Source organism: Enterobacter sp. BIDMC 30 (genome assembly GCF_000534355.1).
Lineage (GTDB): Bacteria > Pseudomonadota > Gammaproteobacteria > Enterobacterales > Enterobacteriaceae > Enterobacter > Enterobacter ludwigii.
On record NZ_KI973169.1, the window covers coordinates 4,373,839 to 4,399,206 of the forward strand.

At 57.3% G+C, this 25,368-nt stretch carries 25 protein-coding genes; 19 read left to right on the forward strand and 6 right to left on the reverse strand.

The window, feature by feature from the left end:
* Nucleotides 1–56: 56 nt before the first annotated feature.
* Entirely contained in the window at nucleotides 57–497 is a 441-nt protein-coding gene (gene hpaR / locus L466_RS01875) for a homoprotocatechuate degradation operon regulator HpaR (RefSeq protein WP_014168494.1), read from the reverse strand.
* Between the two features lie 269 nt (nucleotides 498–766).
* Between hpaR and hpaG the strand changes: the two genes are divergently transcribed.
* From hpaG to yjiA, 14 genes are all read left to right on the forward strand, one after another.
* Nucleotides 767–2,044, forward strand: a complete 1,278-nt coding sequence (hpaG, locus tag L466_RS01870; RefSeq protein ID WP_032681712.1) for a 4-hydroxyphenylacetate degradation bifunctional isomerase/decarboxylase — start codon at nucleotides 767–769, stop codon at nucleotides 2,042–2,044.
* Nucleotides 2,041–3,507, forward strand: coding sequence for a 5-carboxymethyl-2-hydroxymuconate semialdehyde dehydrogenase (gene hpaE, locus L466_RS01865; RefSeq protein ID WP_014168491.1), 1,467 nt, complete (start codon nucleotides 2,041–2,043; stop codon nucleotides 3,505–3,507). The genes hpaG and hpaE overlap by 4 nt, the downstream gene beginning before the upstream one ends.
* 2 nt (nucleotides 3,508–3,509) lie before the next feature.
* Nucleotides 3,510–4,367 (forward strand): 3,4-dihydroxyphenylacetate 2,3-dioxygenase, encoded by an 858-nt coding sequence (gene hpaD, locus L466_RS01860; protein ID WP_020885307.1) that lies wholly within the window; start codon nucleotides 3,510–3,512, stop codon nucleotides 4,365–4,367.
* A gap of 9 nt (nucleotides 4,368–4,376) precedes the next feature.
* Complete coding sequence (locus tag L466_RS01855; RefSeq protein WP_020885308.1) at nucleotides 4,377–4,757, forward strand: 5-carboxymethyl-2-hydroxymuconate Delta-isomerase; 381 nt, start codon at nucleotides 4,377–4,379, stop codon at nucleotides 4,755–4,757.
* 78 nt (nucleotides 4,758–4,835) lie between these two features.
* Complete coding sequence (gene hpaH / locus L466_RS01850; protein ID WP_014168488.1) at nucleotides 4,836–5,639, forward strand: 2-oxo-hept-4-ene-1,7-dioate hydratase; 804 nt, start codon at nucleotides 4,836–4,838, stop codon at nucleotides 5,637–5,639.
* A 9-nt stretch (nucleotides 5,640–5,648) separates the two neighbouring features.
* Nucleotides 5,649–6,446 carry a 4-hydroxy-2-oxoheptanedioate aldolase gene (gene hpaI, locus L466_RS01845; protein WP_032681713.1) on the forward strand — a complete coding sequence of 266 codons (798 nt, stop codon included), beginning with the start codon at nucleotides 5,649–5,651 and terminating at the stop codon, nucleotides 6,444–6,446.
* 21 nt (nucleotides 6,447–6,467) lie between these two features.
* Complete coding sequence (hpaX, locus tag L466_RS01840; RefSeq protein WP_020885310.1) at nucleotides 6,468–7,820, forward strand: 4-hydroxyphenylacetate permease; 1,353 nt, start codon at nucleotides 6,468–6,470, stop codon at nucleotides 7,818–7,820.
* A 9-nt stretch (nucleotides 7,821–7,829) separates the two neighbouring features.
* Entirely contained in the window at nucleotides 7,830–8,741 is a 912-nt protein-coding gene (gene hpaA, locus L466_RS01835) for a 4-hydroxyphenylacetate catabolism regulatory protein HpaA (RefSeq protein WP_032681716.1), read from the forward strand.
* Nucleotides 8,742–8,905: 164 nt separating this feature from the next.
* Nucleotides 8,906–10,468, forward strand: coding sequence for a 4-hydroxyphenylacetate 3-monooxygenase, oxygenase component (gene hpaB, locus L466_RS01830; protein ID WP_014168483.1), 1,563 nt, complete (start codon nucleotides 8,906–8,908; stop codon nucleotides 10,466–10,468).
* Nucleotides 10,469–10,485: 17 nt separating this feature from the next.
* Nucleotides 10,486–10,995, forward strand: coding sequence for a 4-hydroxyphenylacetate 3-monooxygenase reductase subunit (locus tag L466_RS01825; RefSeq protein ID WP_032681717.1), 510 nt, complete (start codon nucleotides 10,486–10,488; stop codon nucleotides 10,993–10,995).
* Nucleotides 10,996–11,173: 178 nt separating this feature from the next.
* On the forward strand, nucleotides 11,174–12,091 hold the full coding sequence (locus tag L466_RS01820; protein WP_032681719.1) for a helix-turn-helix transcriptional regulator: 918 nt from the start codon (nucleotides 11,174–11,176) through the stop codon (nucleotides 12,089–12,091).
* A gap of 190 nt (nucleotides 12,092–12,281) precedes the next feature.
* Nucleotides 12,282–14,435 carry a carbon starvation CstA family protein gene (locus L466_RS01815; RefSeq protein WP_020885314.1) on the forward strand — a complete coding sequence of 718 codons (2,154 nt, stop codon included), beginning with the start codon at nucleotides 12,282–12,284 and terminating at the stop codon, nucleotides 14,433–14,435.
* A gap of 96 nt (nucleotides 14,436–14,531) precedes the next feature.
* Entirely contained in the window at nucleotides 14,532–14,735 is a 204-nt protein-coding gene (locus L466_RS0122680) for a YbdD/YjiX family protein (protein WP_003856610.1), read from the forward strand.
* Nucleotides 14,736–14,745: 10 nt separating this feature from the next.
* A complete protein-coding gene (yjiA, locus tag L466_RS01810; protein WP_020885316.1) occupies nucleotides 14,746–15,699 on the forward strand; it encodes a GTPase in 954 nt (317 codons plus the stop codon).
* 46 nt (nucleotides 15,700–15,745) lie between these two features.
* Here the strand turns inward: yjiA and L466_RS01805 are convergent, their stop codons facing one another.
* The gene (locus L466_RS01805; RefSeq protein WP_032681720.1) at nucleotides 15,746–17,104 is read right to left on the reverse strand and encodes an esterase-like activity of phytase family protein; all 1,359 of its coding nucleotides are present in this window, start codon (nucleotides 17,102–17,104) and stop codon (nucleotides 15,746–15,748) included.
* A gap of 412 nt (nucleotides 17,105–17,516) precedes the next feature.
* On the opposite strand from L466_RS01805, the gene L466_RS01800 reads away from it, so the two are divergent.
* On the forward strand, nucleotides 17,517–18,062 hold the full coding sequence (locus L466_RS01800; protein WP_014168475.1) for a YfaZ family outer membrane protein: 546 nt from the start codon (nucleotides 17,517–17,519) through the stop codon (nucleotides 18,060–18,062).
* A complete protein-coding gene (locus tag L466_RS01795) occupies nucleotides 18,062–18,382 on the forward strand; it encodes a hypothetical protein (RefSeq protein ID WP_020885318.1) in 321 nt (106 codons plus the stop codon). The genes L466_RS01800 and L466_RS01795 overlap by 1 nt, the downstream gene beginning before the upstream one ends.
* Before the next feature lie 44 nt (nucleotides 18,383–18,426).
* On the opposite strand, the gene L466_RS01790 is transcribed toward L466_RS01795, so the two are convergent.
* Nucleotides 18,427–19,797 carry an NAD-dependent succinate-semialdehyde dehydrogenase gene (locus L466_RS01790; RefSeq protein WP_032681722.1) on the reverse strand — a complete coding sequence of 457 codons (1,371 nt, stop codon included), beginning with the start codon at nucleotides 19,795–19,797 and terminating at the stop codon, nucleotides 18,427–18,429.
* A gap of 154 nt (nucleotides 19,798–19,951) precedes the next feature.
* Here L466_RS01790 and L466_RS01785 point away from each other — a divergent pair, with 154 nt between their 5' ends.
* Genes L466_RS01785 through L466_RS01775 form a run of 3 tightly spaced genes read left to right on the forward strand, consistent with a single transcriptional unit; the run spans nucleotide 19,952 to nucleotide 22,672 of the window.
* Nucleotides 19,952–20,704: an AraC family transcriptional regulator gene (locus tag L466_RS01785; protein ID WP_032681723.1), complete on the forward strand. Its 753-nt coding sequence runs from the start codon at nucleotides 19,952–19,954 to the stop codon at nucleotides 20,702–20,704.
* Between the two features lie 39 nt (nucleotides 20,705–20,743).
* Nucleotides 20,744–21,397, forward strand: coding sequence for a LysE family translocator (locus L466_RS01780; RefSeq protein WP_032681725.1), 654 nt, complete (start codon nucleotides 20,744–20,746; stop codon nucleotides 21,395–21,397).
* A gap of 3 nt (nucleotides 21,398–21,400) precedes the next feature.
* Nucleotides 21,401–22,672: a DUF445 domain-containing protein gene (locus tag L466_RS01775; protein ID WP_032681727.1), complete on the forward strand. Its 1,272-nt coding sequence runs from the start codon at nucleotides 21,401–21,403 to the stop codon at nucleotides 22,670–22,672.
* On the opposite strand, the gene L466_RS01770 is transcribed toward L466_RS01775, so the two are convergent.
* Genes L466_RS01770 through L466_RS01760 form a run of 3 tightly spaced genes read right to left on the reverse strand, consistent with a single transcriptional unit; the run spans nucleotide 22,669 to nucleotide 25,269 of the window.
* Nucleotides 22,669–23,745: a DUF2955 domain-containing protein gene (locus tag L466_RS01770; RefSeq protein ID WP_032681728.1), complete on the reverse strand. Its 1,077-nt coding sequence runs from the start codon at nucleotides 23,743–23,745 to the stop codon at nucleotides 22,669–22,671. The two genes, L466_RS01775 and L466_RS01770, sit on opposite strands and share 4 nt — an antisense overlap.
* Nucleotides 23,735–24,802, reverse strand: a complete 1,068-nt coding sequence (locus L466_RS01765) for an HlyD family secretion protein (RefSeq protein WP_086533213.1) — start codon at nucleotides 24,800–24,802, stop codon at nucleotides 23,735–23,737. Before L466_RS01765 ends, L466_RS01770 begins: the two co-directional genes overlap by 11 nt.
* Complete coding sequence (locus tag L466_RS01760) at nucleotides 24,799–25,269, reverse strand: MarR family winged helix-turn-helix transcriptional regulator (RefSeq protein ID WP_032681729.1); 471 nt, start codon at nucleotides 25,267–25,269, stop codon at nucleotides 24,799–24,801. Before L466_RS01760 ends, L466_RS01765 begins: the two co-directional genes overlap by 4 nt.
* Nucleotides 25,270–25,368: the final 99 nt, after the last annotated feature.

Sequence of the window (25,368 nt, forward strand, 5' to 3'; positions counted from 1 at the left end):
GATTTTCGGCCTGGAAAGGGAAAACTTTACGAAAATCATCCTTAAATTTGTGGTTTTTACTCTTCTTCGCGCGCTGTGATATGCCGGTTCCCCAGTTCAATAAACTCTTCCAGCAGCGCTGTCAGCTGTTGCATCTTCGCTGGCGTATATTCGGCCTCGATTTGCTGATACGCCTCTTCCACCTGCGCCTGGGCACGCTCGTATAGCCTGTTCCCCTCTTTGGTCAGCGACACATACAACTTTCGCTGATCGTTTACGGGCTTAAGGCGCAGCACCAGACCGTCACGCTCCATGCGCGTCAGAATGCCCGTCAGACTGGGACGCAAGATACAGGTGCGAAACGCCAGATCGTGAAAATCCATCGACGGATGTTCGGCCAGTACGCGCACGATGCGCCACTGCTGCTCGGTCAGGTTATGCCTTTTCACAATCGGGCGGAAGTAAGACATCGCCGCTTCCCGCGCCTGTAACAGGGCGATAGTTAATGAATCATGCATAGCCTCTCCCGGTAATCATTAACACATGAACAATTCAGTTCTGCTGGTTTTACAAACAACGCGTTTTACGACAAAAAGTCTAACAGAAACAAGCCTGATTTATTAACACAATGATAAATATAGCCTTTAATCTCTTTATGTAAATTTACTGTTATTCATATCACAAATTATTCACTTCTGGTTGCGAAATAAACAGCAAAGGCATACAACCAGATCATTAACATATTAATGAAATCACAGGCCGGACGTCCGGCCTGAGGAGTAAGTGAATGAAAGGTACTGTTTTTGCCGTAGCGCTGAACCACCAGAGCCAGCGCGATGCCTGGCGCAACGCGTTTGAAAAAGCCCCCTACCACACGCCGCCAAAAACCGCCGTGTGGTTTATCAAACCGCATAACACCGTGATCCGCACGGGCGACCCCATTCCCTTCCCGCAGGGAGAAACCGTGTTAAGCGGTGCCACGGTAGCGCTGGTTGTGGGTAAAACGGCGCGTAACGTTCCCGTGGACGAGGCGGCGGAGTACATCGCCGGTTACGCGCTTGCCAACGAAGTGAGCCTGCCGGAAGAGAGTTTTTATCGCCCGGCGATCAAGGCCAAATGCCGCGACGGCTTTTGTCCGCTGGGAGAGCTGGTCGCCGTCGACCACGTTGATAACCTGACCATCGTCACCGAAATTAACGGCCGGGAAGCGGACCACTGGAACACCGCTGACCTGCAGCGCAATGCCGCCGAACTGCTGAGCGCCCTGAGCGAGTTCGCCACCCTCAGTCCGGGCGATGCCATTCTGCTCGGCACCCCACACTCGCGCGTCCCGCTGCAGCCGGGCGATCGCGTACGCATTCTGGCGAAAGGCTTCCCGTCCCTGGAAAACCCGGTGGTTGATGAACGCGAGGTCGCCCATGCGCAAGGCCCACATCCGCACGCCACGCTGTTCGCGCTTGGTCTGAACTACGCCGATCACGCCAGTGAGCTGGCGTTTACGCCACCAACGGAACCGCTGGTGTTTATCAAAGCCCCCAACACCGTGACCGGCGATAACCAGACCTCGGTCCGCCCGAACAACATTGAGTACATGCACTACGAGGCGGAGCTGGTGGTGGTCATCGGCAAAACGGCGCACAAGGTCAGTGAGCGCGAGGCGATGGACTATGTCGCGGGCTATACCGTCTGCAACGATTACGCCATCCGTGACTACCTGGAAAACTACTACCGCCCGAACCTGCGGGTGAAAAGCCGCGACGGGTTAACCCCCCTCAGCCCGCATATCGTGCCGAAAGAGGCCATTCCCGACCCGCATAACTTAACCCTGCGTACCTTCGTGAACGGAGAATTGCGCCAGCAAGGGACCACTGCCGATCTGATCTTCAGCATCCCGTTCCTGATTGCCTATCTCAGCGAGTTTATGACCCTGCAGCCCGGCGACATGATTGCCACCGGCACGCCAAAGGGTCTGTCTGACGTACAGCCAGGCGACGAAGTGGTCGTGGAAGTGGAGGGCGTGGGCCGCCTGGTGAACCGCATTGTCAGTGAGGAGACTGCAAAATGAAAAAAATAAACCATTGGATTAACGGTAAAAACGTCGCAGGAAGTGATTACTTCCACACCACTAACCCGGCCACCGGAGAGGTGCTGGCGGAGGTCGCGTCCGGCGGTGAGGCTGAAATTCATCAGGCCGTGGCGGCGGCCAAAGAGGCATTCCCGACGTGGGCTAACCTGCCGATGAAAGAGCGCGCACGCCTGATGCGTCGCCTCGGAGATCTTATCGATCAACACGTTCCGGAGATTGCGGCCCTCGAGACCGCCGACACCGGCCTGCCGATCCACCAGACCAAAAACGTGCTTATTCCACGCGCGTCGCACAACTTCGCGTTCTTCGCCGAAGTGTGCCAGCAGATGAACGGTAAAACCTACCCGGTCGACGACAAGATGCTCAACTACACCCTGGTGCAGCCGGTGGGGGTCTGCGCGCTGGTGTCGCCGTGGAACGTGCCGTTTATGACCGCCACCTGGAAGGTTGCGCCGTGCCTGGCGCTGGGCAACACTGCGGTGCTGAAGATGTCTGAGCTCTCCCCGCTGACCGCCGACCGTCTGGGCGAGCTGGCGCTGGAGGCCGGTATTCCGGCGGGCGTGCTGAACGTGGTACAGGGCTATGGCGCAACGGCGGGCGATGCGCTGGTACGTCACCACGACGTGCGCGCCGTCTCCTTTACCGGCGGCACCGCCACCGGACGCAACATCATGAAAAACGCCGGACTGAAGAAATACTCCATGGAGCTGGGAGGGAAATCTCCGGTGCTGATTTTTGAAGATGCGGATATCGAACGCGCGCTGGATGCCGCCCTGTTCACCATCTTCTCCATCAACGGCGAGCGTTGCACCGCTGGCTCACGCATTTTCATTCAGCAGAGCATCTACCCGGAATTCGTCAGGCGCTTTGCCGAGCGCGCGAACCGTCTGCGCGTGGGTGACCCGACCGATCCGAACACTCAGGTTGGCGCGCTGATCAGCCAGCAGCACTGGGAAAAAGTCTCCGGCTATATCCGTCTTGGCATTGAAGAAGGCGCGACCCTGCTGGCGGGCGGCCCTGACAAACCCACCGATCTCCCTGCTCACCTGAAAAACGGCAACTTCCTGCGCCCGACTGTGCTGGCAGACGTCGACAACCGGATGCGCGTGGCCCAGGAAGAGATCTTCGGGCCGGTTGCCTGCCTGCTGCCGTTTAAGGACGAAGCCGAAGGGCTGCGTCTGGCTAACGACGTAGAGTACGGCCTGGCGTCATACATCTGGACCCAGGACGTCAGCAAAGTGCTGCGCCTGGCGCGCAATATCGAAGCCGGAATGGTGTTTGTAAACACCCAGAACGTGCGCGACCTGCGTCAGCCGTTTGGCGGCGTGAAGGCTTCCGGTACCGGGCGCGAAGGGGGCGAATACAGCTTCGAGGTGTTCGCTGAAATGAAAAACGTCTGCATCTCCATGGGCGACCATCCGATTCCAAAATGGGGGATCTGAGTATGGGCAAGTTAGCGTTAGCGGCAAAAATTACCCACGTTCCGTCAATGTACCTCTCTGAACTGCCGGGAAAAAACCACGGCTGCCGCCAGTCCGCCATCGACGGACATAAAGAAATCAGCAAGCGTTGTCGGGAGCTGGGCGTCGATACCATTATTGTGTTCGATACCCACTGGCTGGTGAACAGCGCCTACCACATCAACTGCGCGGATCATTTCTCCGGCATCTACACCAGCAACGAGCTGCCGCATTTTATCCGCGACATGACCTACGACTACGACGGTAACCCGGCGCTCGGCCAGCTTATCGCCGACGAAGCGGTGAAACTCGGCGTACGTGCCAAAGCGCACAACATCCCGAGCCTCAAGCTGGAGTACGGCACGCTGGTACCGATGCGCTACATGAACAGCGATAAGCACTTCAAAGTGATCTCTATCGCCGCGTTCTGCACCGTCCATGACTTCGCCGACAGCCGCAGGCTGGGCGAGGCCATCGTCAGCGCGATTCAGAAATATGACGGCACCGTGGCGGTGCTCGCCAGCGGTTCGCTGTCGCACCGTTTTATCGACGACCAGCGCGCCGAAGAGGGAATGAACAGCTACACCCGCGAGTTCGACCGTCAGATGGACGAACGCGTGGTGAAGCTGTGGCGTGAAGGCAAGTTCAGGGAGTTCTGCAGCATGCTGCCGGAGTATGCCCACTACTGCTACGGCGAGGGCAACATGCACGACACGGTGATGCTGCTGGGGATGCTCGGCTGGGACACATACGACGGCAAGGTGGAGTTCCTCACCGAGCTGTTCCCCAGCTCCGGCACCGGCCAGGTTAACGCCGTTTTCCCCCTGCCCGCGTCCGCGTAAGGAGCCACCATGCCGCACTTTATTGCTGAATGCACTGACAACATCCGCGAGCAGGCGGACCTGCCAGCACTGTTCGCCAAAGTGAACGACGCGCTTGCCGCCACGGGAATCTTCCCACTCGGCGGTATCCGTAGCCGCGCGCACTGGCTGGACACCTGGCAGATGGCCGACGGTAAGCATGATTACGCCTTTGTGCATATGACGCTGAAGATTGGCGCCGGGCGCAGTCTGGAGAGCCGGGAGGCGGTGGGAAAGGCACTGTTTGAGCTGATTAAAACCCACTTCGCCGACCTGATGGCATCGCGCTATCTGGCGCTCTCTTTTGAAATAGACGAGCTGCACCCGACGCTCAATTACAAGCAGAACAACGTGCACGCTTTGTTTAAGTAGCGCCCTTACCGGGCCGACAACGGCTTTGAACGCAAGCCGGGTGAGCAGCACGCCACCCGGCAACAACAGGAAATCGCCATGCTCGATAAACACACCCATACCCTGATCGCCCATCGTCTGCATCAGGCGGAGCAGTCCCGGGAGCAGATCCGCCAGATCTCGCTCGACTACCCGACGATCACCCTTGATGACGCCTACGCCGTACAGCGCGAATGGGTGAGCCTGAAAATCGCCGAAGGTCGCGTGCTGAAAGGCCACAAGATTGGCCTCACCTCCAAAGCGATGCAGGCCAGCTCGCAGATTAGCGAGCCGGACTACGGTGCTCTGCTCGACGACATGTTCTTCCACGACGGCAGTGATATCCCTGCCGACCGCTTTATCGTCCCGCGCATCGAAGTGGAGCTGGCCTTCGTGCTGGCAAAACCCCTGCGCGGCCCAAACTGCACCCTGTTCGACGTCTACAACGCCACGGATTACGTCATCCCCGCGCTGGAGCTGATCGACGCCCGCTGCCACAACATCGATCCCGAGACCCAGCGTCCACGCAAGGTGTTCGACACCATCTCCGATAACGCCGCCAACGCAGGTGTGATCCTTGGCGGTCGCCCGATTAAGCCCGACGAGCTGGATCTGCGCTGGATCTCCGCCCTGCTCTACCGCAACGGCGTCATTGAAGAGACCGGGGTCGCCGCGGGCGTGCTCAACCACCCGGCCAACGGTGTGGCATGGCTTGCCAATAAACTCGCGCCGTACGACGTTCAGCTGGAGCCTGGCCAAATCATCCTCGGCGGTTCATTTACCCGCCCGGTGCCGGCCAGCAAGGGCGATACCTTCCACGTGGACTACGGCAAGATGGGCTCCATCAGCTGCCGTTTTGTTTAGGAGACCACCATGGAAAACAGATTCAAAGCGGCGCTCAGCGCCGGAAAACCGCAAATCGGCCTGTGGCTGGGGCTGACCAGCAGTTACAGCGCCGAGCTGCTGGCCGGTGCGGGTTTCGACTGGCTGCTGATCGACGCAGAGCACGCGCCCAATAACGTGCAAACCGTCCTGACCCAGCTGCAGGCGATCGCGCCTTACGCCAGCCAGCCGGTGGTACGCCCGTCGTGGAACGATCCGGTCCAGATCAAACAGCTGCTGGACGTCGGGGCGCAAACCCTGCTGGTGCCGATGGTACAAAACGCCGATGAAGCCCGGCTGGCGGTGCGCGCCACGCGTTATCCACCGGCGGGGATCCGCGGCGTGGGCAGCGCGCTGGCTCGCGCCTCGCGCTGGAACCGCACGCCTGATTACCTGCAGCGCGCTAACGATGCCATGTGCGTGCTGGTGCAGATTGAAACGCGCGAGGCGCTGAAAAATCTGCCGCACATCCTCGACGTGGAAGGCGTGGACGGGGTGTTTATTGGCCCGGCGGATCTGAGCGCCGACATGGGCTTTGCCGGAAATCCGCAGCACCCGGAAGTCCAGGCCGCCATCGAGAAGGCCATTGCGCAGATCCGTGCGGCAGGCAAAGCGCCCGGCATCCTGATGGCTAACGAGCCGCTGGCAAAACGCTACCTCGAGCTTGGCGCGCTGTTTGTCGCTGTCGGGGTCGACACCACCCTGCTTGCACGCAGCGCCGAGGCGCTGGCAGCACGTTTTATCGATATCCCGGTTACGTCAGTAAATAACAATAAATCCGTCTACTAAACGTACGATGTGGAGCGCAACATGACGACCTCTACCCTGCAAACCCATGATAATAAAGCTGTAGAACACCGCGTTATTCAGAAGCTGTTTCGTCGTTTGATCGTGTTTCTCTTTATCCTGTTTGTCTTCTCGTTTCTTGACCGCATTAACATCGGCTTTGCCGGGCTGACGATGGGCAAAGATCTGGGCCTCACCTCGACCATGTTTGGCCTGGCCGCCACCCTGTTTTACGTCACCTACGTGATATGTGGGATCCCCAGCAACATCATGCTGGCGAAGGTCGGCGCCCGTCGCTGGATCGCCGGGATCATGGTGGTGTGGGGCATCGCTTCCACCTGCACCATGTTCGCCACCAGCCCGCACACGCTCTATGTGCTGCGCATGCTGGTGGGCATTGCCGAGGCTGGATTCCTGCCGGGGATCCTCGTCTATCTCACCTGGTGGTTCCCTGCCTACCACCGCGCCCGCGCCAATGCGTTGTTTATGATCGCCATGCCGGTGACCATGATGCTCGGCTCGATCCTCTCCGGTTATATTCTGGCCATGGACGGGTTGTGGAACCTGAAAGGCTGGCAGTGGCTGTTCCTGCTGGAGGGGCTACCGTCCGTGGTGCTCGGCGTTGTGACGTGGTTCTACCTGAACGACACGCCGGATCAGGCCAGCTGGCTGGATGACGACGAAAAGCAGGCGCTTAAAACAATGATCGCCCGCGAGCAGGAGTCGGCCATCGCCCGCCCCGTCACGCCGCGTTCGACGCTGCGCGAAGTGTTTACCCCGGCCGTGCTGCTCTATACCCTGGCCTATTTCTGCCTCACAAATACCCTGAGCGCGATAAATATCTGGACGCCGCAGATCCTGCAGAGCTTCAACACCGGCAGCAGCAACATTGTGATTGGCCTGCTGGCGGCGATCCCGCAGTTTTGCACCATCCTCGGGATGATCTGGTGGAGCCGCCGCTCCGACAGGCTGAAAGAGCGAAAAAAGCACACCATTCTGCCGTATCTCTTTGCGGCGGCAGGATGGTTACTGGCCTCGGCGACCCACCACAGCCTGATCCAGCTGCTTGGCATCATCATGGCCTCAACCGGATCGTTTACCGCCATGGCGATCTTCTGGACCACGCCGGATCGGGTTATTAGCCTGCAGTCGCGGGCGGTCGCACTGGCGGTGATCAATGCCATCGGTAACGTCGGATCCGCCGTCAGCCCGCTGTTGATCGGCATTCTGCGTGACAGCACCGGCAGCTTCAGCTCCGGGTTGTGGTTTGTTGCCGGCTTGCTGGTGGTCGGCGCGCTGGTGCTGACACGTATCCCGATGACGCAGCGGGAGAGCCTTGAGCACGAGCCGGGTATGGCGGCGCAGAAAATCCCGTAAGGAGCGGCTATGTGCCAGAACCCGATCGCGAATATCGACATCAGCAAAGAGTACGACGAAAGTCTGGGAACGGATGATGTTCACTATCAGTCGTTCGCCCGCATGGCGGCCTTTTTTGGCCGCGACATGCAGGCTCACCGTCACGACCAGTATTTTCAGATGCACTTTCTGGATACCGGACAGATCGAACTGCAGCTCGACGATCACCGCTACTCGGTGCAGGCTCCGCTGTTTGTGCTGACCCCCCCGTCGGTGCCGCACGCGTTTATTACCGAATCCGACAGCGACGGGCACGTTCTGACGGTGCGCGAGGATCTGATCTGGCCGCTGCTGGAAGTGCTCTACCCCGGCACGCGGGAAGCCTTTGGCCTGCCGGGGATCTGCCTGTCGCTGGCCGATAAGCCGGACGAACTGGCGGCACTGAAGCACTACTGGCCGCTGATTGCCCGGGAATCGACGGCGCAACTGCCCGGGCGCGAACACACGCTGGTTCTGTTAGCCCAGGCGGTGTTCACCCTGCTGCTGCGCAACGCGAAGCTCGACGATCACGCCGCCAGCGGCATGCGCGGCGAGCTGAAACTGTTCCAGCGCTTTACCCAGTTGATTGACGTCCATTTTCATGAGCACTGGACGGTGCCGGAATATGCCAGCGAACTGCACCTGACCGAATCGCGTCTGACCGATATCTGCCGGCGCTTCGCCAACCGCCCGCCGAAGCGGCTGATTTTTGACCGTCAGCTGCGTGAAGCGAGGCGGATGCTGCTCTTCTCCGACAGTGCGGTCAGCGAAATCGCCTGGCAGCTGGGGTTTAAAGACCCGGCCTATTTTGCCCGGTTTTTTAATCGGTTAGTGGGGTGTTCGCCGAGCGCGTATCGGGCACAAAAAGTACCGGTGTCGTCTGTTACCCCACCCCAGCCCTGACCCTCTCCCGGGTTCAGGGTGAGGGAAATCACACTCTGCGATCATATGCGAAAAGTACCAGCCGTTGTCCCAATCGTCCCTTCACGTTCACCCCCGCTCAGGCTTCAATTAAACAACAAAAACAAAACATAAATTTAACATCACTGTTCCGATACGAGGTCCCTATGAAGCCTGAAGATTTCCGCGCTGATGCCAAACGTCCGTTAACCGGTGAAGAGTATTTAAAAAGCCTGCAGGATGGCCGCGAGATTTATATCTACGGCGAGCGCGTCAAAGACGTGACCACTCATCCGGCGTTTCGCAATGCGGCAGCCTCCATCGCGCAGATGTACGATGCGCTGCACAAGCCTGACATGCAGGACACGCTGTGCTGGGGCACCGATACCGGCAGCGGCGGCTACACCCATAAGTTTTTCCGCGTGGCGAAAAGCGCCGACGACCTGCGTCAACAGCGTGACGCCATCGCCGAGTGGTCGCGCCTGAGCTACGGCTGGATGGGCCGCACCCCGGACTACAAGGCGGCGTTTGGCTGCGCGCTCGGTGCCAATCCGGCGTTCTACGGCCAGTTCGAACAGAACGCCCGTAACTGGTACACCCGTATTCAGGAAACCGGGCTTTACTTCAACCACGCCATCGTTAACCCCCCCATCGACCGTCACAAACCGGCGGACGAAGTAAAAGACGTCTACATCAAGCTGGAAAAAGAGACCGACGCCGGGATCATCGTTAGCGGCGCAAAAGTGGTGGCAACCAACTCGGCGCTGACTCACTACAACATGATCGGTTTTGGCTCCGCGCAGGTGATGGGCGAAAACCCGGACTTCGCGCTGATGTTCGTTGCGCCAATGGACGCCGAAGGCGTGAAGCTGATCTCTCGCGCCTCTTACGAAATGGTGGCAGGCGCGACCGGCTCTCCGTACGACTACCCGCTCTCCAGCCGTTTCGACGAAAACGACGCGATCCTGGTGATGGATCATGTGCTGATCCCCTGGGAAAACGTGCTGATCTACCGCGATTTCGATCGCTGCCGTCGCTGGACCATGGAAGGCGGTTTTGCCCGCATGTACCCGCTGCAGGCCTGCGTACGTCTGGCGGTGAAGCTCGATTTCATTACCGCGCTGCTGAAGAAATCGCTGGAGTGTACCGGCACCCTGGAGTTCCGCGGCGTGCAGGCGGATCTCGGGGAAGTGGTGGCCTGGCGCAACATGTTCTGGGCGCTGAGCGACTCCATGTGTTCTGAAGCCACGCCGTGGGTGAATGGTGCGTACCTGCCGGATCACGCGGCGCTGCAGACCTACCGCGTCATGGCCCCGATGGCCTATGCGAAGATCAAGAACATCATCGAGCGTAACGTCACCAGCGGCCTGATCTATCTGCCGTCCAGCGCGCGAGACCTGAACAATCCGCAGATCGACCAGTATCTGGCGAAATACGTGCGCGGCTCCAACGGCATGGATCACGTGGAACGCATTAAGATTTTGAAACTGATGTGGGATGCCATCGGCAGCGAGTTTGGTGGTCGTCACGAGCTGTATGAGATCAACTACTCCGGCAGCCAGGACGAAATCCGTCTGCAGTGTCTGCGTCAGGCACAGAGCTCTGGCAACATGGACAAAATGATGGCAATGGTCGACCGCTGCATGTCCGAGTACGACCAGCATGGCTGGACGGTGCCGCACCTGCACAATAATTCCGATATCAACATGCTGGATAAGCTGCTGAAATAACGCAGCGGGAGGTTTCAATGCATACAGAACAACGCCTGCGTTTTCGCGATGCGATGGCCAGCCTGTCGGCGGCGGTTAACGTTGTCACCACCGAGGGCGATGCAGGACGCTGCGGTATCACCGCCACCGCCGTCTGTTCAGTCACGGACACCCCGCCATCGCTGATGGTCTGCATCAATGCCAACAGCGCCATGAACCCGGTTTTCCAGGGTAACGGTAAGCTGTGCGTCAACGTGCTGAACCATGAGCAGGAGATCATGGCCCGCCACTTCGCCGGGATGACCGGCATGGTAATGGACGATCGCTTTGCCCTCTCCTGCTGGCAGAAAGGTCCGCAGGGGCAACCGGTGCTGAAGGGCGCGCTGGCAAGCCTTGAAGGCGAGATTAGCCAGGTGCAAACCATCGGCACCCATCTGGTTTATCTCGTTGAAATTAAAAACATCATTCTGAGCGAAGCGGGACACGGCCTGATCTATTTTAAACGCCGTTTCCACCCCGTCATGATGGAGGCTGAAGCCGCAGTGTGACCCCCTCCTGCGCTGGCCGTTTCCCGGCCAGCGCCAATTTCCACAAAAATTCCTAAGGTTTCCGCTTAATCACGCCGTTATATAGCCATAAGAGAAATTTTCTGTGTCTGAATACTGACAATACATGTCAGTGCTACCCGCATCATTCAGCGCATACCCTAATATACAGGAAGACCTTATGGCTAAATCGACGCGGAGCCGCTCGGCTGAACGTCTGGTCGATATTCTGGTTGAGTTACATTTAAATGGTGTGGTAAACCGCAGTGCGCTCATGGAAAAATTTAAAATTACCGAGCGCACCGTCTACCGGGATTTAAATGCGCTTTCACCTATTGTGGAACATACCGGTAACGGACTGTATCGTCTGATCCACTCCGCACAATCTCCCGGTGGACAAGGATTACATCACACGATTGCTAACTTCCTGAATGCCGATAGCTTTTTCCCGGAAAGAAATACGGAATTCTGGCAGAAACTTGAAACACGCGTTGACGAAAATCATATTCTTATTCTTGGCAACGACGCAGAGCACACGGTAGAACGTGATATTCGTCGCTATTTATCGAAAATCGAGAAATCGATTAAGAATCGTAATGTATGCCAGATCGTTTATAAGGGTAAAACCCGCCTGATTAATCCCTATAAACTCATTAACAATAAAAATATATGGTATTTACAAGCCACCGAGAATAGCCGGCTAAAATCCTTCTCGTTGAGTCAGATTAGCTGGTTTGATATTCAACAAAAAACCTTCACGCCGGAAGAAAATGCGCTCGGGCTGCTGGAAAAAAGCCGCGATCCGTGGGTGTCGGAAGACACTTTCGAAGTGAAAATATTCATTAAAGATACTATTTCACATTACTTTATGCGCCGCGACCTGCTGCCGGAGCAAGAGCTTGTCGGTGAGCAGCACAACGGCGTCACGCTGCGCTGTCAGGCGGCACACGAGAACCAGATCCTGCCGCTGCTGTTCTACTGGCTGCCGAACATTCAAATCCTGGAGCCCAACTGGCTAAAAGAGAAGCTGCTTAAAACGCTGGAAAATTATCTGGCGGTAGAGCGCACAGCAGATAACCACGTGATCTCAATCACATAATTTCTCCCGGCGGCGGCGAGACGGAACCACTCGCCGCCCTCTTTGACCGCTCACCTGGCCCTTTCAACCGCTCATTCATTTACCTGTCTTTACACGCGCGTGGTTCTGGCACGATCGCTCCAGCATTAATCAATACCTCCTCATAACGAACCCTGACCCTTTTTCATTACATAAAAAACCAGGTCTTACTATGGATACGAAAAAACTACTGAAGCACGTGCCCTGGGCGTTACTCGGGATCCTCGGCGCTTTTTGTCTGGCGGTTGTCGCACTACGCCGGGGCGAACACGTAAGCGCCCTGTGGATCGTCGTTGCGTCTGTCTCCGTCTATCTTGTTGCTTATCGCTACTACAGCTTATACATCGCGCAGAAGGTCATGAAACTCGACCCGACGCGTGCCACTCCGGCGGTCATTAATAATGACGGTCTCAACTACGTGCCCACCAACCGCTACGTGTTGTTTGGTCACCACTTTGCCGCTATCGCCGGTGCGGGTCCGCTGGTCGGCCCGGTTCTGGCCGCGCAGATGGGCTACCTGCCTGGTACCCTGTGGCTGCTCGCGGGCGTAGTGCTGGCCGGGGCGGTGCAGGACTTTATGGTGCTGTTTATCTCTTCTCGCCGTAACGGCGCCTCTCTGGGTGAGATGGTGAAAGAGGAGATGGGCCGCGTGCCGGGGACCATCGCACTGTTCGGCTGCTTCCTGATTATGATCATCATCCTCGCGGTGCTGGCGTTAATCGTGGTGAAAGCGCTGGCCGAAAGTCCGTGGGGGGTCTTCACCGTCTGCTCTACCGTGCCGATTGCGCTGTTCATGGGTATCTACATGCGCTTTATCCGCCCGGGTCGCGTGGGTGAAGTGTCGGTGATTGGTATTGTGCTGCTGGTTGCATCCATCTACTTCGGTGGCGTGATTGCGCACGACCCGTACTGGGGCCCGGCGCTGACCTTCAAGGACACCACCATCACCTTCGCGCTGATTGGGTATGCGTTTGTCTCCGCTCTGCTGCCGGTCTGGCTGATCCTGGCACCGCGTGACTACCTGGCGACCTTCCTGAAAATCGGCGTTATCGTCGGTCTGGCGATCGGCATCCTGGTGATTAACCCGGATCTGAAAATGCCGGCAGTGACCCAGTACATCGACGGTACCGGTCCTCTGTGGAAAGGTGCGCTGTTCCCGTTCCTGTTTATCACCATCGCCTGCGGTGCGGTCTCTGGCTTCCACGCCCTGATTGCTTCTGGTACCACACCGAAGCTGCTGGCTAACGAAAAAGACGCGCGTCTGATTGGCTACGGCGCAATGCTGATGGAGTCTTTCGTGGCGATCATGGCGCTGGTTGCCGCGTCCATCATCGAACCGGGTCTCTACTTCGCGATGAACACCCCTCCGGCAGGCCTGGGCATTACCATGCCAAACCTGCATGAGATGGGCGGTGATAACGCGGCGCTGATCATGGCGCAGCTGAAAGATGCGAGCGCACATGCTGCCGCAACCGTCAGCTCCTGGGGCTTCGTGATTTCGCCTGAGCAGATCATGCAGACCGCGAAAGACATTGGCGAACCGTCAGTCCTGAACCGCGCCGGTGGCGCACCGACGCTGGCAGTGGGTATCGCACACGTGTTCCACAAAGTGCTGCCGTGGGCGGACATGGGCTTCTGGTACCACTTCGGTATTCTCTTTGAAGCGCTGTTCATCCTCACCGCGCTGGACGCCGGTACCCGTGCGGGACGCTTTATGCTGCAGGACCTGCTGGGTAACTTCGTGCCGTTCCTGAAAAAAACCGACTCTCTGGTGGCGGGTATTCTGGGAACCGCAGGCTGCGTGGGTCTGTGGGGTTACCTGCTGTATCAGGGCGTTGTCGACCCGCTGGGCGGCGTGAAGAGCCTGTGGCCGCTGTTCGGTATCTCTAACCAGATGCTGGCCGCTGTCGCCCTGGTTCTTGGCACCGTTGTACTGGTGAAGATGAAACGCACCAAATACATCTGGGTCACCGTGATCCCTGCGCTGTGGCTGCTGCTCTGCACCACCTGGGCGCTTGGTCTGAAACTGTTCAGCGCCAATCCGCAGCTGGAAGGCTTCTTCTTCATGGCTAACCAGTACAAAGAGAAAATTGCCGCAGGCGGCGCGGACCTCACTGCCCAGCAGATTGCCAACATGAACCACATCGTGGTGAACAACTACACCAACGCAGGTTTGAGCATTCTGTTCCTGGTGGTGGTGTACAGCATCATCTTCTACGGCATCAAAACCTGGCTGAACGTGCGTAACGCCGAGGGTCGTACGGATAAAGAAACCCCGTATGTCCCGGTACCGGAAGGCGGCGTGAAGACCTCTTCACACCACTAATCCGCCCTCGCATCCCTCTCCCTGCGGGAGAGGGTTAGGGTGAAGGGAAACAACGCCCGGCAGCCCCTGCCGGGCTTTTTCTATCTGGAAGGCACAATGTTTGGTAACTTAGGCGAAGCGAAAAAATACCTCGGTCAGGCGGCGAAAATGCTGATTGGCATTCCGGACTATGACAACTACGTTGAGCATATGAAGACCAACCATCCGGATAAACCGTACATGACCTATACCGAATTCTTCCGCGAGCGTCAGGAAGCGCGCTACGGCGGGAGTGGAGAAGGCGGCGTACGCTGCTGCTAAAGGAGAGACCATGACCCCGATTGCCGTCACCCTGCTGACCGGTTTCCTTGGCGCCGGTAAAACCACCCTGCTGCGCCACATTCTGAACGCGCAGCACGGCTTCAAAATCGCCGTGATCGAAAACGAATTCGGCGAAGTCTCGGTCGACGATCAGCTGATTGGCGATCGCGCCACGCAGATCAAAACCCTGACTAACGGCTGCATCTGCTGCACCCGCTCAAATGAATTAGAAGACGCCCTGCTGGATCTGCTCGACAGCCGCGATCGCGGTGAAATCGATTTTGACCGCCTGGTGATTGAATGCACCGGTATGGCTGACCCCGGCCCGATTATTCAGACCTTTTTCGCCCATGAGATCCTCTGCCAGCGCTACCTGCTGGATGGCGTCATTGCGCTGGTCGACGCGGTTCATGCCGACGAACAGATGAACCAGTTCACCCTCGCCCAGTCGCAGGTGGGCTACGCCGATCGCATCCTGCTGACCAAAACCGACGTGGCGGGCGACAGCGAAAAACTGCGCGAGCGCCTGACGCGTATCAACTCGCGGGCGCCGATTTACATCGCGACGCACGGTGATATCGACCTCTCGCAGCTGTTCAACACCAACGGCTTTATGCTGGAAGAGCATGTCACCTCAACGCCGCGCTTCCACTTTATGGCAGATAAGCAAAACGACGTCTCGTCGATTGTGGTCGAGCTGGATTACCCGGTGGATATCAGCGACGTCTCCCGCGTCATGGAAAACCTGCTGCTCTCTTTTGCCGACAGGCTGTTGCGCTACAAAGGGATGCTGTGGATTGATGGCGAACCGAACCGCCTGCTGTTCCAGGGCGTACAGCGGCTGTACAGCGCGGACTGGGACAGACCGTGGGGAGATGAAACGCCGCGAAGCGTCATGGTGTTTATTGGGCTACAGCTGCCGGAAGACGAGATCCGGACAGCGTTTGCAGCACTGCGCAAATAACCGTACGAACGCAGCCCTCTCCGCAGTTGAGGAGAGGGCTGTGAGATTATTTCAGCGCGTCGGGCAGCGTCACAATCCACAGTTCGCTTTCTGACGCCGGCTTCGCCAGCGGCTTCACGGCGAGGGTGGTCGCAACCGGTTTATCATCAATCGTGAGTGCACCTTGCGAATTCACCCGATAATCCTTGAGCTTCTTGCCCTCGACCGGATTTTCCATCGCCACCTTCACGCCAAAGTCGTTATCGTTCGCGACCGCCAGCGTTTTGTTGTCAATCAGCGCTAACCCTTCGGCCTTTTCCTGCTGCCAGCCAAGCGCGCGCAAATCCACGACCTGGGTTTTAGCCGCCAGCGTAATGCCGCGCTGGGCCAGCGTCTTCTCGTCATCAAACTCCGGGTATTCGCCCGGCTTATCGAAGCGTGTCAGATCGCTCGCCTTGCTGAGGTCCACCTTGTAGATGAGGTTGCGCATGCCATCGTTTTTATCGCTGCCCTGCTCAATCAGCAGCAGCTGCTGGTTATCAAGCGCCACAATATCGCCAATTTTGGCGTCACTGTTTTTGCTGTAGGCCGCGCTGTCGATGGGATAACCGTACATCGCGGTTTTCCCGGTCGCCGGGTCGAAACTCACCAGGCGGGTAAACAGCGCCTGTTTTTTGCTTTTGCCGTCGATATCCAGCGTGCTTTGCACCGCGGCAATGATACGCCCGTCCGGCATACGGGTCAGGCCTTCAAAGCCCCGGTTTGGTTGACGCCATTTAATAATATTCGGCAAGCCGCCCGCGATGGATTTCTCGCCTTCCGCCGCCTGCGGACCGTGAATCGCCAGGATCTTGCCTTTGCTGTCGACGTTAATCAGGAACGGACCGTACTCGTCGCACAGCCAGTAACCGCCTTTACCGTCCGGCGTGATACCTTCCGTATCCAGCCCGCGATTGTCGCCCTTCAGCACCTTTAATGTGTCACTGAACGCCACTTCATTGGTCGAGCCAATCACGCCGCTTTGCAGCGGCAGACCGTTGATCTCGCCTTTATCGTCATGCAGAGGGCGTGCATCGACGGCCTCCGCTTTGCCATTTTGTACGCGAATCGTCATCAGCAGCGGAGCGAAATCAGGCGTGACAAAGATTTTGGCTTCGTCTTTCCCCACTTTCGGCGAATCCGCATTCGGACCGCGATCGGTCACGGTCGCAAACGTCAGGGTATCGCCCTGTTTACCGGTAAACAGCAGGCCAGAGCCAATCCCGACCGGGAGCCCCTTCGGGAACGCACCGGCAAACGCGCCGCTGTAGCTCACGCGCGTGCCTTCGGGGAAGCTGACAACATAGTGTTCGGCCGTGGGCTGCGCCGCCAGGCCAGAGAAAGAGAGCGCACAACCGATAAGCACAGGAATAATTTTTCTTTTCATATTGTTAGTATCCAGAAAGTGAAGCCAACAACGTAAAGAACAAACGTGTCAGGAAAATGACACCGCAGAGACACGCGGCCAGGCAATTGCAGGCGCATGAACCGCCAGAAATGTAAAACTAAACCACAAAGTGTAAAATTTGAAATGTTTCTGGAAATTATTAGAAAGCCAATTAATTCATCTCAAACGGTTATCCTCTGTCTCGTTCAGTGTCTATTTAGTCAAAAAACTAAACCTGTCCTAAACGTCCAGGCAATACATATTGACCCGGCGATAACTAAACATGAAAGCAACATTTCAAAAGCCAGCCATTAACAAAAACAGCATAAAAACACGACCTTAATCACATTTGCAGTCATAAACATCGCTTGTTAAGGTGGCCTCAGATGAAATTAATGACGAGGCATAAAACATGAAAAAATTGAATGTTCTTCTTCTTTCTGCTCTGACCGTCCTGTCGGGTTCCGCACTGGCTATGGGCGGCACGATTGAGCAAGGTAAAAACTTTACTAACCTTAATCTGGAAATGGGTAAATCCTCATCCGGTGTGTACCTTGAAAGCAACTGGCTCAAAAACACCGACGACGGCACGCAAACAGGTGGCGTTGGCGCCGGTTACAACCTGGAAGTGGGCCCGGTGATGCTGAATGCCGGTGCTAAAGCAATCTACCTTGGCCCGAAAAAAGGCGATAACGGCGTGGCATTCCCCATCGGTGGCGGTATTAACGTTGCGCTGACGGACAGCATCCACGTGTTTGGCGAAGGGTATGCCGCACCAGAAGGTCTGAACAACAGCGTGAAAAACTACGTGGAAGCCAACGGCGGTGTGAGCTGGACGCCAATCACGCCTGTGACGCTGAAAGTGGGTTATCGTCACGTAAGCGTTGACGGCAAAGACGGTCGTCCTGGCCACACGCTGATCGACGGCGCATATGTAGGCGGTGGAGTCACCTTCTGATGAAACACCGCATTACCGCGCTTTGCGTTCTGAGCATCACGCTTCTGCTCACCGGTTGCGTCCAGTATAAATGGGTGAAACCGGGAGTCAGTGACGCTGAGATGAATAAAAAGCTCACGGAATGCGAAGCACAGGCCCTGATTGATCTGCCCCCGGACAATGTTGTGACCGGTTCGAGCTCGGAAAAAATGGACAAATCGAAAAAGAAAAAGGATATTTCCACGAGCTACACGGTTGAAGACGCGAATGAATATCGCCGGGATACCTTAGTCGACAGCTGCATGTTCAAAAGCGGCTGGGACAAGATTGAAGTGCAATAACCCCAAAAAAAACCTGCCGAATGGCAGGTTTTTTATTCGCGGAGTTACTTACGCACCACCACCAGCTTCTGGTTCACAAACTCTTTGATCCCCAGGTCCGACAGTTCGCGTCCGTAACCGGATCGCTTCACGCCGCCAAACGGCAGCTCTGGCGCGGTATCGGTGAGCCAGTTGATATACACCATCCCGGTCTCAATACGCGACGCCATTTTCTTCGCCCGCTCGATATCCTTGCTGAACACCGCGCCGCCCAGACCATAGTGGGAATCGTTCGCCAGTGCGACCGCTTCGTCATCATTTTTCACCACATAGATCTGCGCCACCGGGCCGAAGAACTCCTCAAAGTAGGCCGGGTTGTCGCGCGAGATATGCGTCAGGATGGTCGGCTCAAAGAAGCACCCGTCACGCTGCACCGGTTTGCCACCGTAATGCAGTGTCGCGCCGTTTTTCACCGCCTCGTTGACCTGTGTGGTCAACGTGTCCAGCGCATCCTGAGAGGACAGCGGCCCCAGGGTGGTGCTCTCGTCCAGCGGATCGCCAATCTTCACCTGCTTAAATGCCTCGGTGAATTTCGCGAGGAAGGCATCCGCAATCTTCTCATGCACGATGAAACGCTTCGCCGCCGTACAGACCTGGCCGGCGTTATTGAGTCGGGCATTCACGCCCGTCTTCACGGCCTTCTCCAGATCGGCATCATCCAGCACCACAAAGACGTCATTACCGCCCAGCTCCAGGGTCGATTTTTTGATGTGCTTCGCCGCCTGCGCCGCGACCACGCTACCCGCTTTTTCGGAACCGGTCAGCGCGGCACCCTGTACACGATCGTCGGCGATGATGTTCGCCACCTGATCCGACGAAATAAACAGGTTGGTCCATGCCCCTTCCGGTGCACCGGCCTCACGCACCATATGTGCAAACGTCTCTGCACAGTGCGGCACGATGCTGGCGTGTTTGGCGATCACCGGGTTACCGGCCGCCAGGTTCGGGGCGAGGACACGCATCAGCTGGTAATAAGGGAAGTTCCACGGCTCAACGGCCATCAGCACGCCAATAGGGTGGTGCTCGACCCACGCTTCCCCGAGTTCGGAGTCGTACTTCACCGGGGCGAGGAACCGTTGGGCATTATCCGCGTAGTAGCGGGCGATTTGCGCGCACAGTTTCACTTCACCGCGACTCTGCTCAATGAGCTTACCCATCTCCTTGCTGGCAATTCTGGCCAGATCCTCCGTACGTTCGTCGATGAGGTCCGCAAGTTTACGCAGTACCGGCAGGCGCTGGTTAATGTCGCCTTTTGCCCAGTCCGAATGGTAAAGCGCATCGGCCGCCTTCAGCGCCGCTTCAACATCCGCGTCGGTATGGGAGGGATATTCTTTGATGAGCTGGTTTGTGGCAGGATTTACTGTCTGGTAAGCCATGTCGAATCTCCTTGTTTTACCGCTTAGGGTATTAAGGGTAGACAATATGACTGGCGATGGACGTAAAGTTGGGTATATCCGGAAGGTTCTTAGCGTGGTACTGCAACATGTCGCGCGGGCATGGTATAAAAAACGTTCCTGACAGGAGTCCCCCATGACCGAGACCCGACACATCCGCCAGACCTTTCATCGCGCCTGCGGCCACGAGCTGCGCAGCACCTGGCAGAGCACCCAGGCGTATAAACGTCATTGTCACCCACAGCTCTCTATTGGCGCGATCCTGGAAGGCCAGACGTGCTGCACAGTCCATGACAGGGAGTATATCCTGACCCCTGGCGACATCATCGTCATCCCGGCGCATGCTCCCCACAGCTGCAACCCGGTGGCGGGACAGCCACGCAGCTACCACATGCTGTATATCGACACTGACCTTTCGCTGGCACTGCAGGTCATTCGCGACCAAACGCTGTTTAATCACTATCTTGGAGTGGTTGAGAACATGACCGCGGCCTCCCTGAACGCACTGCTTTGCGCCCTTCCCCCCTCTACAGGCCGCACAGATAAGCCCCATTCACTGAGTCAGCAGGTGCAAGAGGCGTTTCTGTCGAACCTCACCGCTCCGCCTTCCCTTGACGACCTTGCCCGGCGATTTTCACTGCGCAAAGAGACGTTAATCCGCACCTTTAAACAGGACACCGGCCTGACGCCAGGACGCTTTCTCAGCATCTCTCGCGTGGAATACGCCAAAGCGCGACTGCGTGCGGGAGATGATCTCGCCGATGTCGGTTACCAGAGCGGGTTTGCCGACCAGAGCCATTTCCATAAAACCTTCGTCAGCTACACGGCCGCCACGCCTCGCCAGTACGCGACGGGCCGATCAATATCAGACAATAATCAGGATACGTAACGCCGTAAGGTGATCTCCGTTTTTGCTCTGGAGGTCACGATGGAACTGTTCTTCCCTTCCGCTTTTCTCGCCCTGGCGCTGGCGCATTTTGTAGCCCTGTTAAGCCCCGGTCCGGATTTCTTTTTGCTGGTCGGTTACGCCGCACGTTACCGGCTGCGCGGCAGTGCCGGGTTGTGCCTCGGTATCGCCGCGGGTAACGCGCTCTATATTGTGCTGGTGATTATCGGCTGGAGCGCCCTGCGCACGTTTTCGTGGCTGTTCACCCTTATCGAATTATCCGGCGCGCTCTACCTGCTCTGGATTGGATCGCGGCTGGCGCGCAGCCGCCCGCAGACGCTTGCGCTCAATGAGACTCATCAGCGGTGCCCCTCATTGCGTAAGCAAATCCTGCTGGGGCTCGGTTCGGCACTGTTAAACCCGAAGAATGCGCTTTTTTATCTGGCGCTCATGACGGCGCTGTTAGGGCCGGGTGTCACGCTGCTTCAGCAGTCAACCTGCGGTGTCTGGATGGTAATGGTGGTGCTGGTCTGGGATTTAGCGCTGGTGTCGCTGATGGGCTTGCCCGTGGTTCAGCGGACGCTCAGCCGTTCACTCTGGCTGATTGAGCGAACCGCTGGCTTGGTGCTGATGGCGTTTGGTGGGTGGGTCGTGTGGCGTTTTTTGCATTTTCTTCCCGCCTCCCTCTATTCTTAAGCCATGGAAAAAATAGCTGAACTTAAACGTGCCAAGCTGCTGGCGCTGTCGCTGCTGCTGATTGCCGCCGCGGCGTTTATCACCACCCTGTTCCTGCCGCAAACCTTCTGGGTGCGCGGCGTAAAGGCCATTGCCGAGGCGGCGATGGTCGGCGCACTGGCGGACTGGTTTGCCGTCGTCGCGCTGTTTCGCCGGGTGCCCATTCCGTTTATCTCACGCCATACGGCGATCATTCCGCGCAACAAAGACCGCATTGGCGACAATCTGGGTCAGTTCGTGCAGGAAAAGTTTCTCGATACCCAGTCGCTGGTGGCATTGATCCGCCGCTATGAACCGGCACAGATGATTGGCACCTGGTTCAGCCAGCCCGACAACGCCCGGCGCGTCGGGCTGCATCTGATTCAGGTAATGAGCGGTTTTCTTGAACTGACCGACGACGGACGCATTCAGCGGCTGCTCAAACGGGCGGTGCACAAGGCCATCGACAAGGTCGACTTCACCGAAACCAGCGCGGTGATGCTGGAGAGCATGACCCGTAACAATCGCCATCAGGTGCTGCTGGACGCCATCATTAACCGCCTGATCGCACTTATCCAGCGTGACAGCACGCGGGACTTTATCACCGACCAGATTGTGCACTGGCTGAAGACCGAGCATCCGCGCAAGGCCATGGTGCTGCCTACCGAGTGGCTCGGCGATCAGAGTGCGGAGATGGTGTCGAATGCGGTGAATACGCTGCTGGATGACATCAGCCACGACCGCACGCACCAGATCCGCCAGGCGTTTGACCGCGCCACGCTGAAGTTTATCGACAACCTGAAAAACGATCCGGAAATGGCCGCCAAAGCCGATAACATCAAGCACTACCTGAAGAACGACGAGGCGTTTAACCGTTATCTGGGCGAGATGTGGGCCGACCTGCGTCAGTGGCTGAAAGCGGATATGCAAAGCGAGGACTCGCGCGTCAGGCAGCGCATCGCCAACGCCGGACTGTGGTTTGGTGAAACGCTGTCGAACGATGCCAGCCTGCAGGCATCGCTGAACGAGCATCTTGAGCAGGCGGCGCACCGCGTAGCGCCGGATTTTGCCGCGTTCCTCACGCGGCATATCAGCGACACGGTCAAGAGCTGGGATGCCAAAGACATGTCGCGCCAGATTGAGCTTAACATCGGCAAAGACCTGCAGTTCATCCGTGTGAACGGCACGCTGGTGGGCGGGACGATTGGCCTGATCCTGTTTTTACTCTCGCAATTGCCTGCCGTGCTCGCGCATTAATTCGCTTCAGGCGGCGCGATCACATAGCGCGTAGGGGCAAAGCGATTGAGGATCATATGCACCAGGAAGACCATTGTCAGGGTCGCCACCAGCGCAAAGGTCACCGAGGTAATGCGATAGAGATCGCTGAACACCAGGTCGCTGTCCGGGTGCATGTTCTGCCCGAACATAATGCCGATGGTGGTGATGCTGGAAAACCCGACCCCGGCGCCGACCTTCTCCATCACGTGCAGCCGCGCGCCAAATGCCAGCCCAAGGCCGATAAGCGGCATCATCAGCAGCATATGGCTGCTGTGATCGTAAAGAATAAGCTGGACGACCAGAATGTAGAGGCAGCCCAGCACCACGCCGACCACGCGCCAGAGGGAACTCATCACCGCGCCGCGATAGTGCATGGGAAACAGAATCAATACCCCGGCCATCAGCGCGGAAAGTGAGTCGCTCAGGTCGCTTATCTGGAAGATGACGAAAATCAGGGTGGCAACGGTCCCGGAAAGCAGCGACTCGTGGCGCACACGGGCGTCATCTTTTTCAATCAGCGGCGGCGGCTTGCGCGGCTCCACGTCCGGCAGCAGGTAATTCATCAGCGCGCTCAGGCATACCGCCATAACGCTCGCTTCGATATTGGAAAACAGCAGCGTATGCCAGTCGGTGGTGGGATAGCTCATAAAGTTGAGCATCACGCTCTGGCAGACCACGCCCATCGAACCAAACAGAAACAGCGGTCCCTTACTCATAAAGCGAAAACGCATGACGTACAGGGCGAACACGACTACCGTCATGATCACCGGCCATTGCGACAGATAGCCGATGATAATGACCATTTCAACGCAGTTAAGCGAGGCGCTAAAGATAAATTGCTTCGCCACGTGACGGTTAAAGACCGGTACCAGCGACAGCAGCATGATGGGGTAGACCACGAAAAACACGCCGTAGTGAGTGTTGTAAAAACTCGAAATGCTCAGCGCAATCATGCCGGCAAAGACGATGCGCAGGGTCTGGCGAAAGTCGTTTGCCGTATAGACGATGTTGCCGTGCGGGGTAAACACCCGCGCCAGAGTGTTAATAGACATAGTGCAGCAGGCTCACCAGGTGGATCTGCATCCCGGAGAAGAAGCGCGCAAACGGCCCTTCGCTGTTATAGAGCTGCACGGTGGCACGCGCACCGGTCGGAAGTTGCTTCGGCAGCGCCTCGTCCAGCGCCACGTGGATACGCATACGCTGCGCATCACGAACCCACCGGTTGGAGGTTTCTGGCTCGGACAGCTCGCCGTTCACCGCCTCCTGTCCGGCGAGGATCCCCGCATCGCTGCTGGTCACATGCGCACGGAAGACGTGTCCCGGGAAGGCGTCAAACACCACGGCGGCATCGGTTCCCTGATGGGTATGGCGCAGGCTCTTCTCGCGGAAGTCGGCCACGATATCGGCCTGATTATTCACCAGCGCCAGCGCGGCCGAGCCGGAGGAGGCGTAATAGCCCGGGCTAAGCTGCAGGTTACTGACCGTGCCGTCCGCCTGGGCGTAAACCTTCGTCCAGCCAAGATTCAGTTCCGCTTCATCCAGCGCGTTGCGGTATTTCTGCAGGGTGACGTTGCGGTGTTCTTCCCGCTCACCGCGCTGAATGCGCAGGTTACGGATGTTCGCCTGCAGCGAACTGACGGACTGCTCGCTGCTCTGCCAAGTGGTCCGGACTTTATCCAGATCCGCCTGCGACACGTTCTGCAGCGTGCTGAGTTTCTGATAACGATCGTAGGTCACCTTGTCGTTACGCGCGGTCAGCACGGCGGTTTTCAGGCTGGCCTGTGCGGCTGCGATCTGCGCATCCAGCTGTTCGTTAGAAAGACGTGCCTGCTCCAGCGCGATTTGCGCTGCTTCCACTTTATTGCGAAACGGCGTGTCATCCAGCTCAAACAGCAGGTCGCCTCGCTTCACCTGGCTGTTGTTGTGTACATGGACAGCCGCCACGTAGCCGGAAACGCGCGGAGAAACCGGTGTCACCACGCGCATGACGGTGGAGTCCGGCGTCAGCGGGATCCAGATGTCCGCGACGACAAAGTAGACAAACATCAGCAGGAAAGAGGCAATACTTACCCTTACCCAGCGGGCAAACTTTTGTTCAGGAGTCATTATTTTTCGGTCTTGTTATCTTCTTCGCGGATTTTCCGCAAATTGCAGGCGATTTGATTCAATGTGGCGCTGAAAATATCGAGATGCTCCGGCGCGATGTTTTGCGATACGCGCGCCTGAAATGTCTCGATCACCCGGGAGAGCGTCCTGAGTACGGCGTTCCCCTCCGGCGTCAGCGTGAGTAGCCGGATACGCTTGTCATAAGGCGATACAGTGCGTAACAGGTAACCCTGTTTTTCCAGCTGTGTCAGCGTGCGTATCAGCGGCGGCAGTTCAATACCCTGCACCTCCGCCAGTTCACTCACCGAGACGTTATCCCCAAGCTGTTGAAGCTGCATCATCACCGTCCAGCTCGACTGGGTTAACCCGGTCTCGAGAATGGCGTCGTCAATCACGGCGCGCCACTGACGCACGATCATGGCCATCCGCATCCCCATCGGTCTGCGGCTAAACAGTTCTTCTTCACGCATGGGATATCCTCTCGTAACACGCGGTCAAGATAATAGTTACCAGGGTAAGTATCAAGAAACGAGAGACAAAAGAGCAGGAATTGCGAAAGACGAATGCCC

Bases quoted from the DNA above. Each gene is read 5' to 3' on its own strand.
- hpaR (WP_014168494.1), bottom strand. From the start codon at position 497: ATGCATGATTCATTAACTATCGCCCTGTTACAGGCGCGGGAAGCGGCG.
- hpaG (WP_032681712.1), top strand. From the start codon at position 767: ATGAAAGGTACTGTTTTTGCCGTAGCGCTGAACCACCAGAGCCAGCGC.
- hpaE (WP_014168491.1), top strand. From the start codon at position 2,041: ATGAAAAAAATAAACCATTGGATTAACGGTAAAAACGTCGCAGGAAGT.
- hpaD (WP_020885307.1), top strand. From the start codon at position 3,510: ATGGGCAAGTTAGCGTTAGCGGCAAAAATTACCCACGTTCCGTCAATG.
- L466_RS01855 (WP_020885308.1), top strand. From the start codon at position 4,377: ATGCCGCACTTTATTGCTGAATGCACTGACAACATCCGCGAGCAGGCG.
- hpaH (WP_014168488.1), top strand. From the start codon at position 4,836: ATGCTCGATAAACACACCCATACCCTGATCGCCCATCGTCTGCATCAG.
- hpaI (WP_032681713.1), top strand. From the start codon at position 5,649: ATGGAAAACAGATTCAAAGCGGCGCTCAGCGCCGGAAAACCGCAAATC.
- hpaX (WP_020885310.1), top strand. From the start codon at position 6,468: ATGACGACCTCTACCCTGCAAACCCATGATAATAAAGCTGTAGAACAC.
- hpaA (WP_032681716.1), top strand. From the start codon at position 7,830: ATGTGCCAGAACCCGATCGCGAATATCGACATCAGCAAAGAGTACGAC.
- hpaB (WP_014168483.1), top strand. From the start codon at position 8,906: ATGAAGCCTGAAGATTTCCGCGCTGATGCCAAACGTCCGTTAACCGGT.
- L466_RS01825 (WP_032681717.1), top strand. From the start codon at position 10,486: ATGCATACAGAACAACGCCTGCGTTTTCGCGATGCGATGGCCAGCCTG.
- L466_RS01820 (WP_032681719.1), top strand. From the start codon at position 11,174: ATGGCTAAATCGACGCGGAGCCGCTCGGCTGAACGTCTGGTCGATATT.
- L466_RS01815 (WP_020885314.1), top strand. From the start codon at position 12,282: ATGGATACGAAAAAACTACTGAAGCACGTGCCCTGGGCGTTACTCGGG.
- L466_RS0122680 (WP_003856610.1), top strand. From the start codon at position 14,532: ATGTTTGGTAACTTAGGCGAAGCGAAAAAATACCTCGGTCAGGCGGCG.
- yjiA (WP_020885316.1), top strand. From the start codon at position 14,746: ATGACCCCGATTGCCGTCACCCTGCTGACCGGTTTCCTTGGCGCCGGT.
- L466_RS01805 (WP_032681720.1), bottom strand. From the start codon at position 17,104: ATGAAAAGAAAAATTATTCCTGTGCTTATCGGTTGTGCGCTCTCTTTC.
- L466_RS01800 (WP_014168475.1), top strand. From the start codon at position 17,517: ATGAAAAAATTGAATGTTCTTCTTCTTTCTGCTCTGACCGTCCTGTCG.
- L466_RS01795 (WP_020885318.1), top strand. From the start codon at position 18,062: ATGAAACACCGCATTACCGCGCTTTGCGTTCTGAGCATCACGCTTCTG.
- L466_RS01790 (WP_032681722.1), bottom strand. From the start codon at position 19,797: ATGGCTTACCAGACAGTAAATCCTGCCACAAACCAGCTCATCAAAGAA.
- L466_RS01785 (WP_032681723.1), top strand. From the start codon at position 19,952: ATGACCGAGACCCGACACATCCGCCAGACCTTTCATCGCGCCTGCGGC.
- L466_RS01780 (WP_032681725.1), top strand. From the start codon at position 20,744: ATGGAACTGTTCTTCCCTTCCGCTTTTCTCGCCCTGGCGCTGGCGCAT.
- L466_RS01775 (WP_032681727.1), top strand. From the start codon at position 21,401: ATGGAAAAAATAGCTGAACTTAAACGTGCCAAGCTGCTGGCGCTGTCG.
- L466_RS01770 (WP_032681728.1), bottom strand. From the start codon at position 23,745: ATGTCTATTAACACTCTGGCGCGGGTGTTTACCCCGCACGGCAACATC.
- L466_RS01760 (WP_032681729.1), bottom strand. From the start codon at position 25,269: ATGCGTGAAGAAGAACTGTTTAGCCGCAGACCGATGGGGATGCGGATG.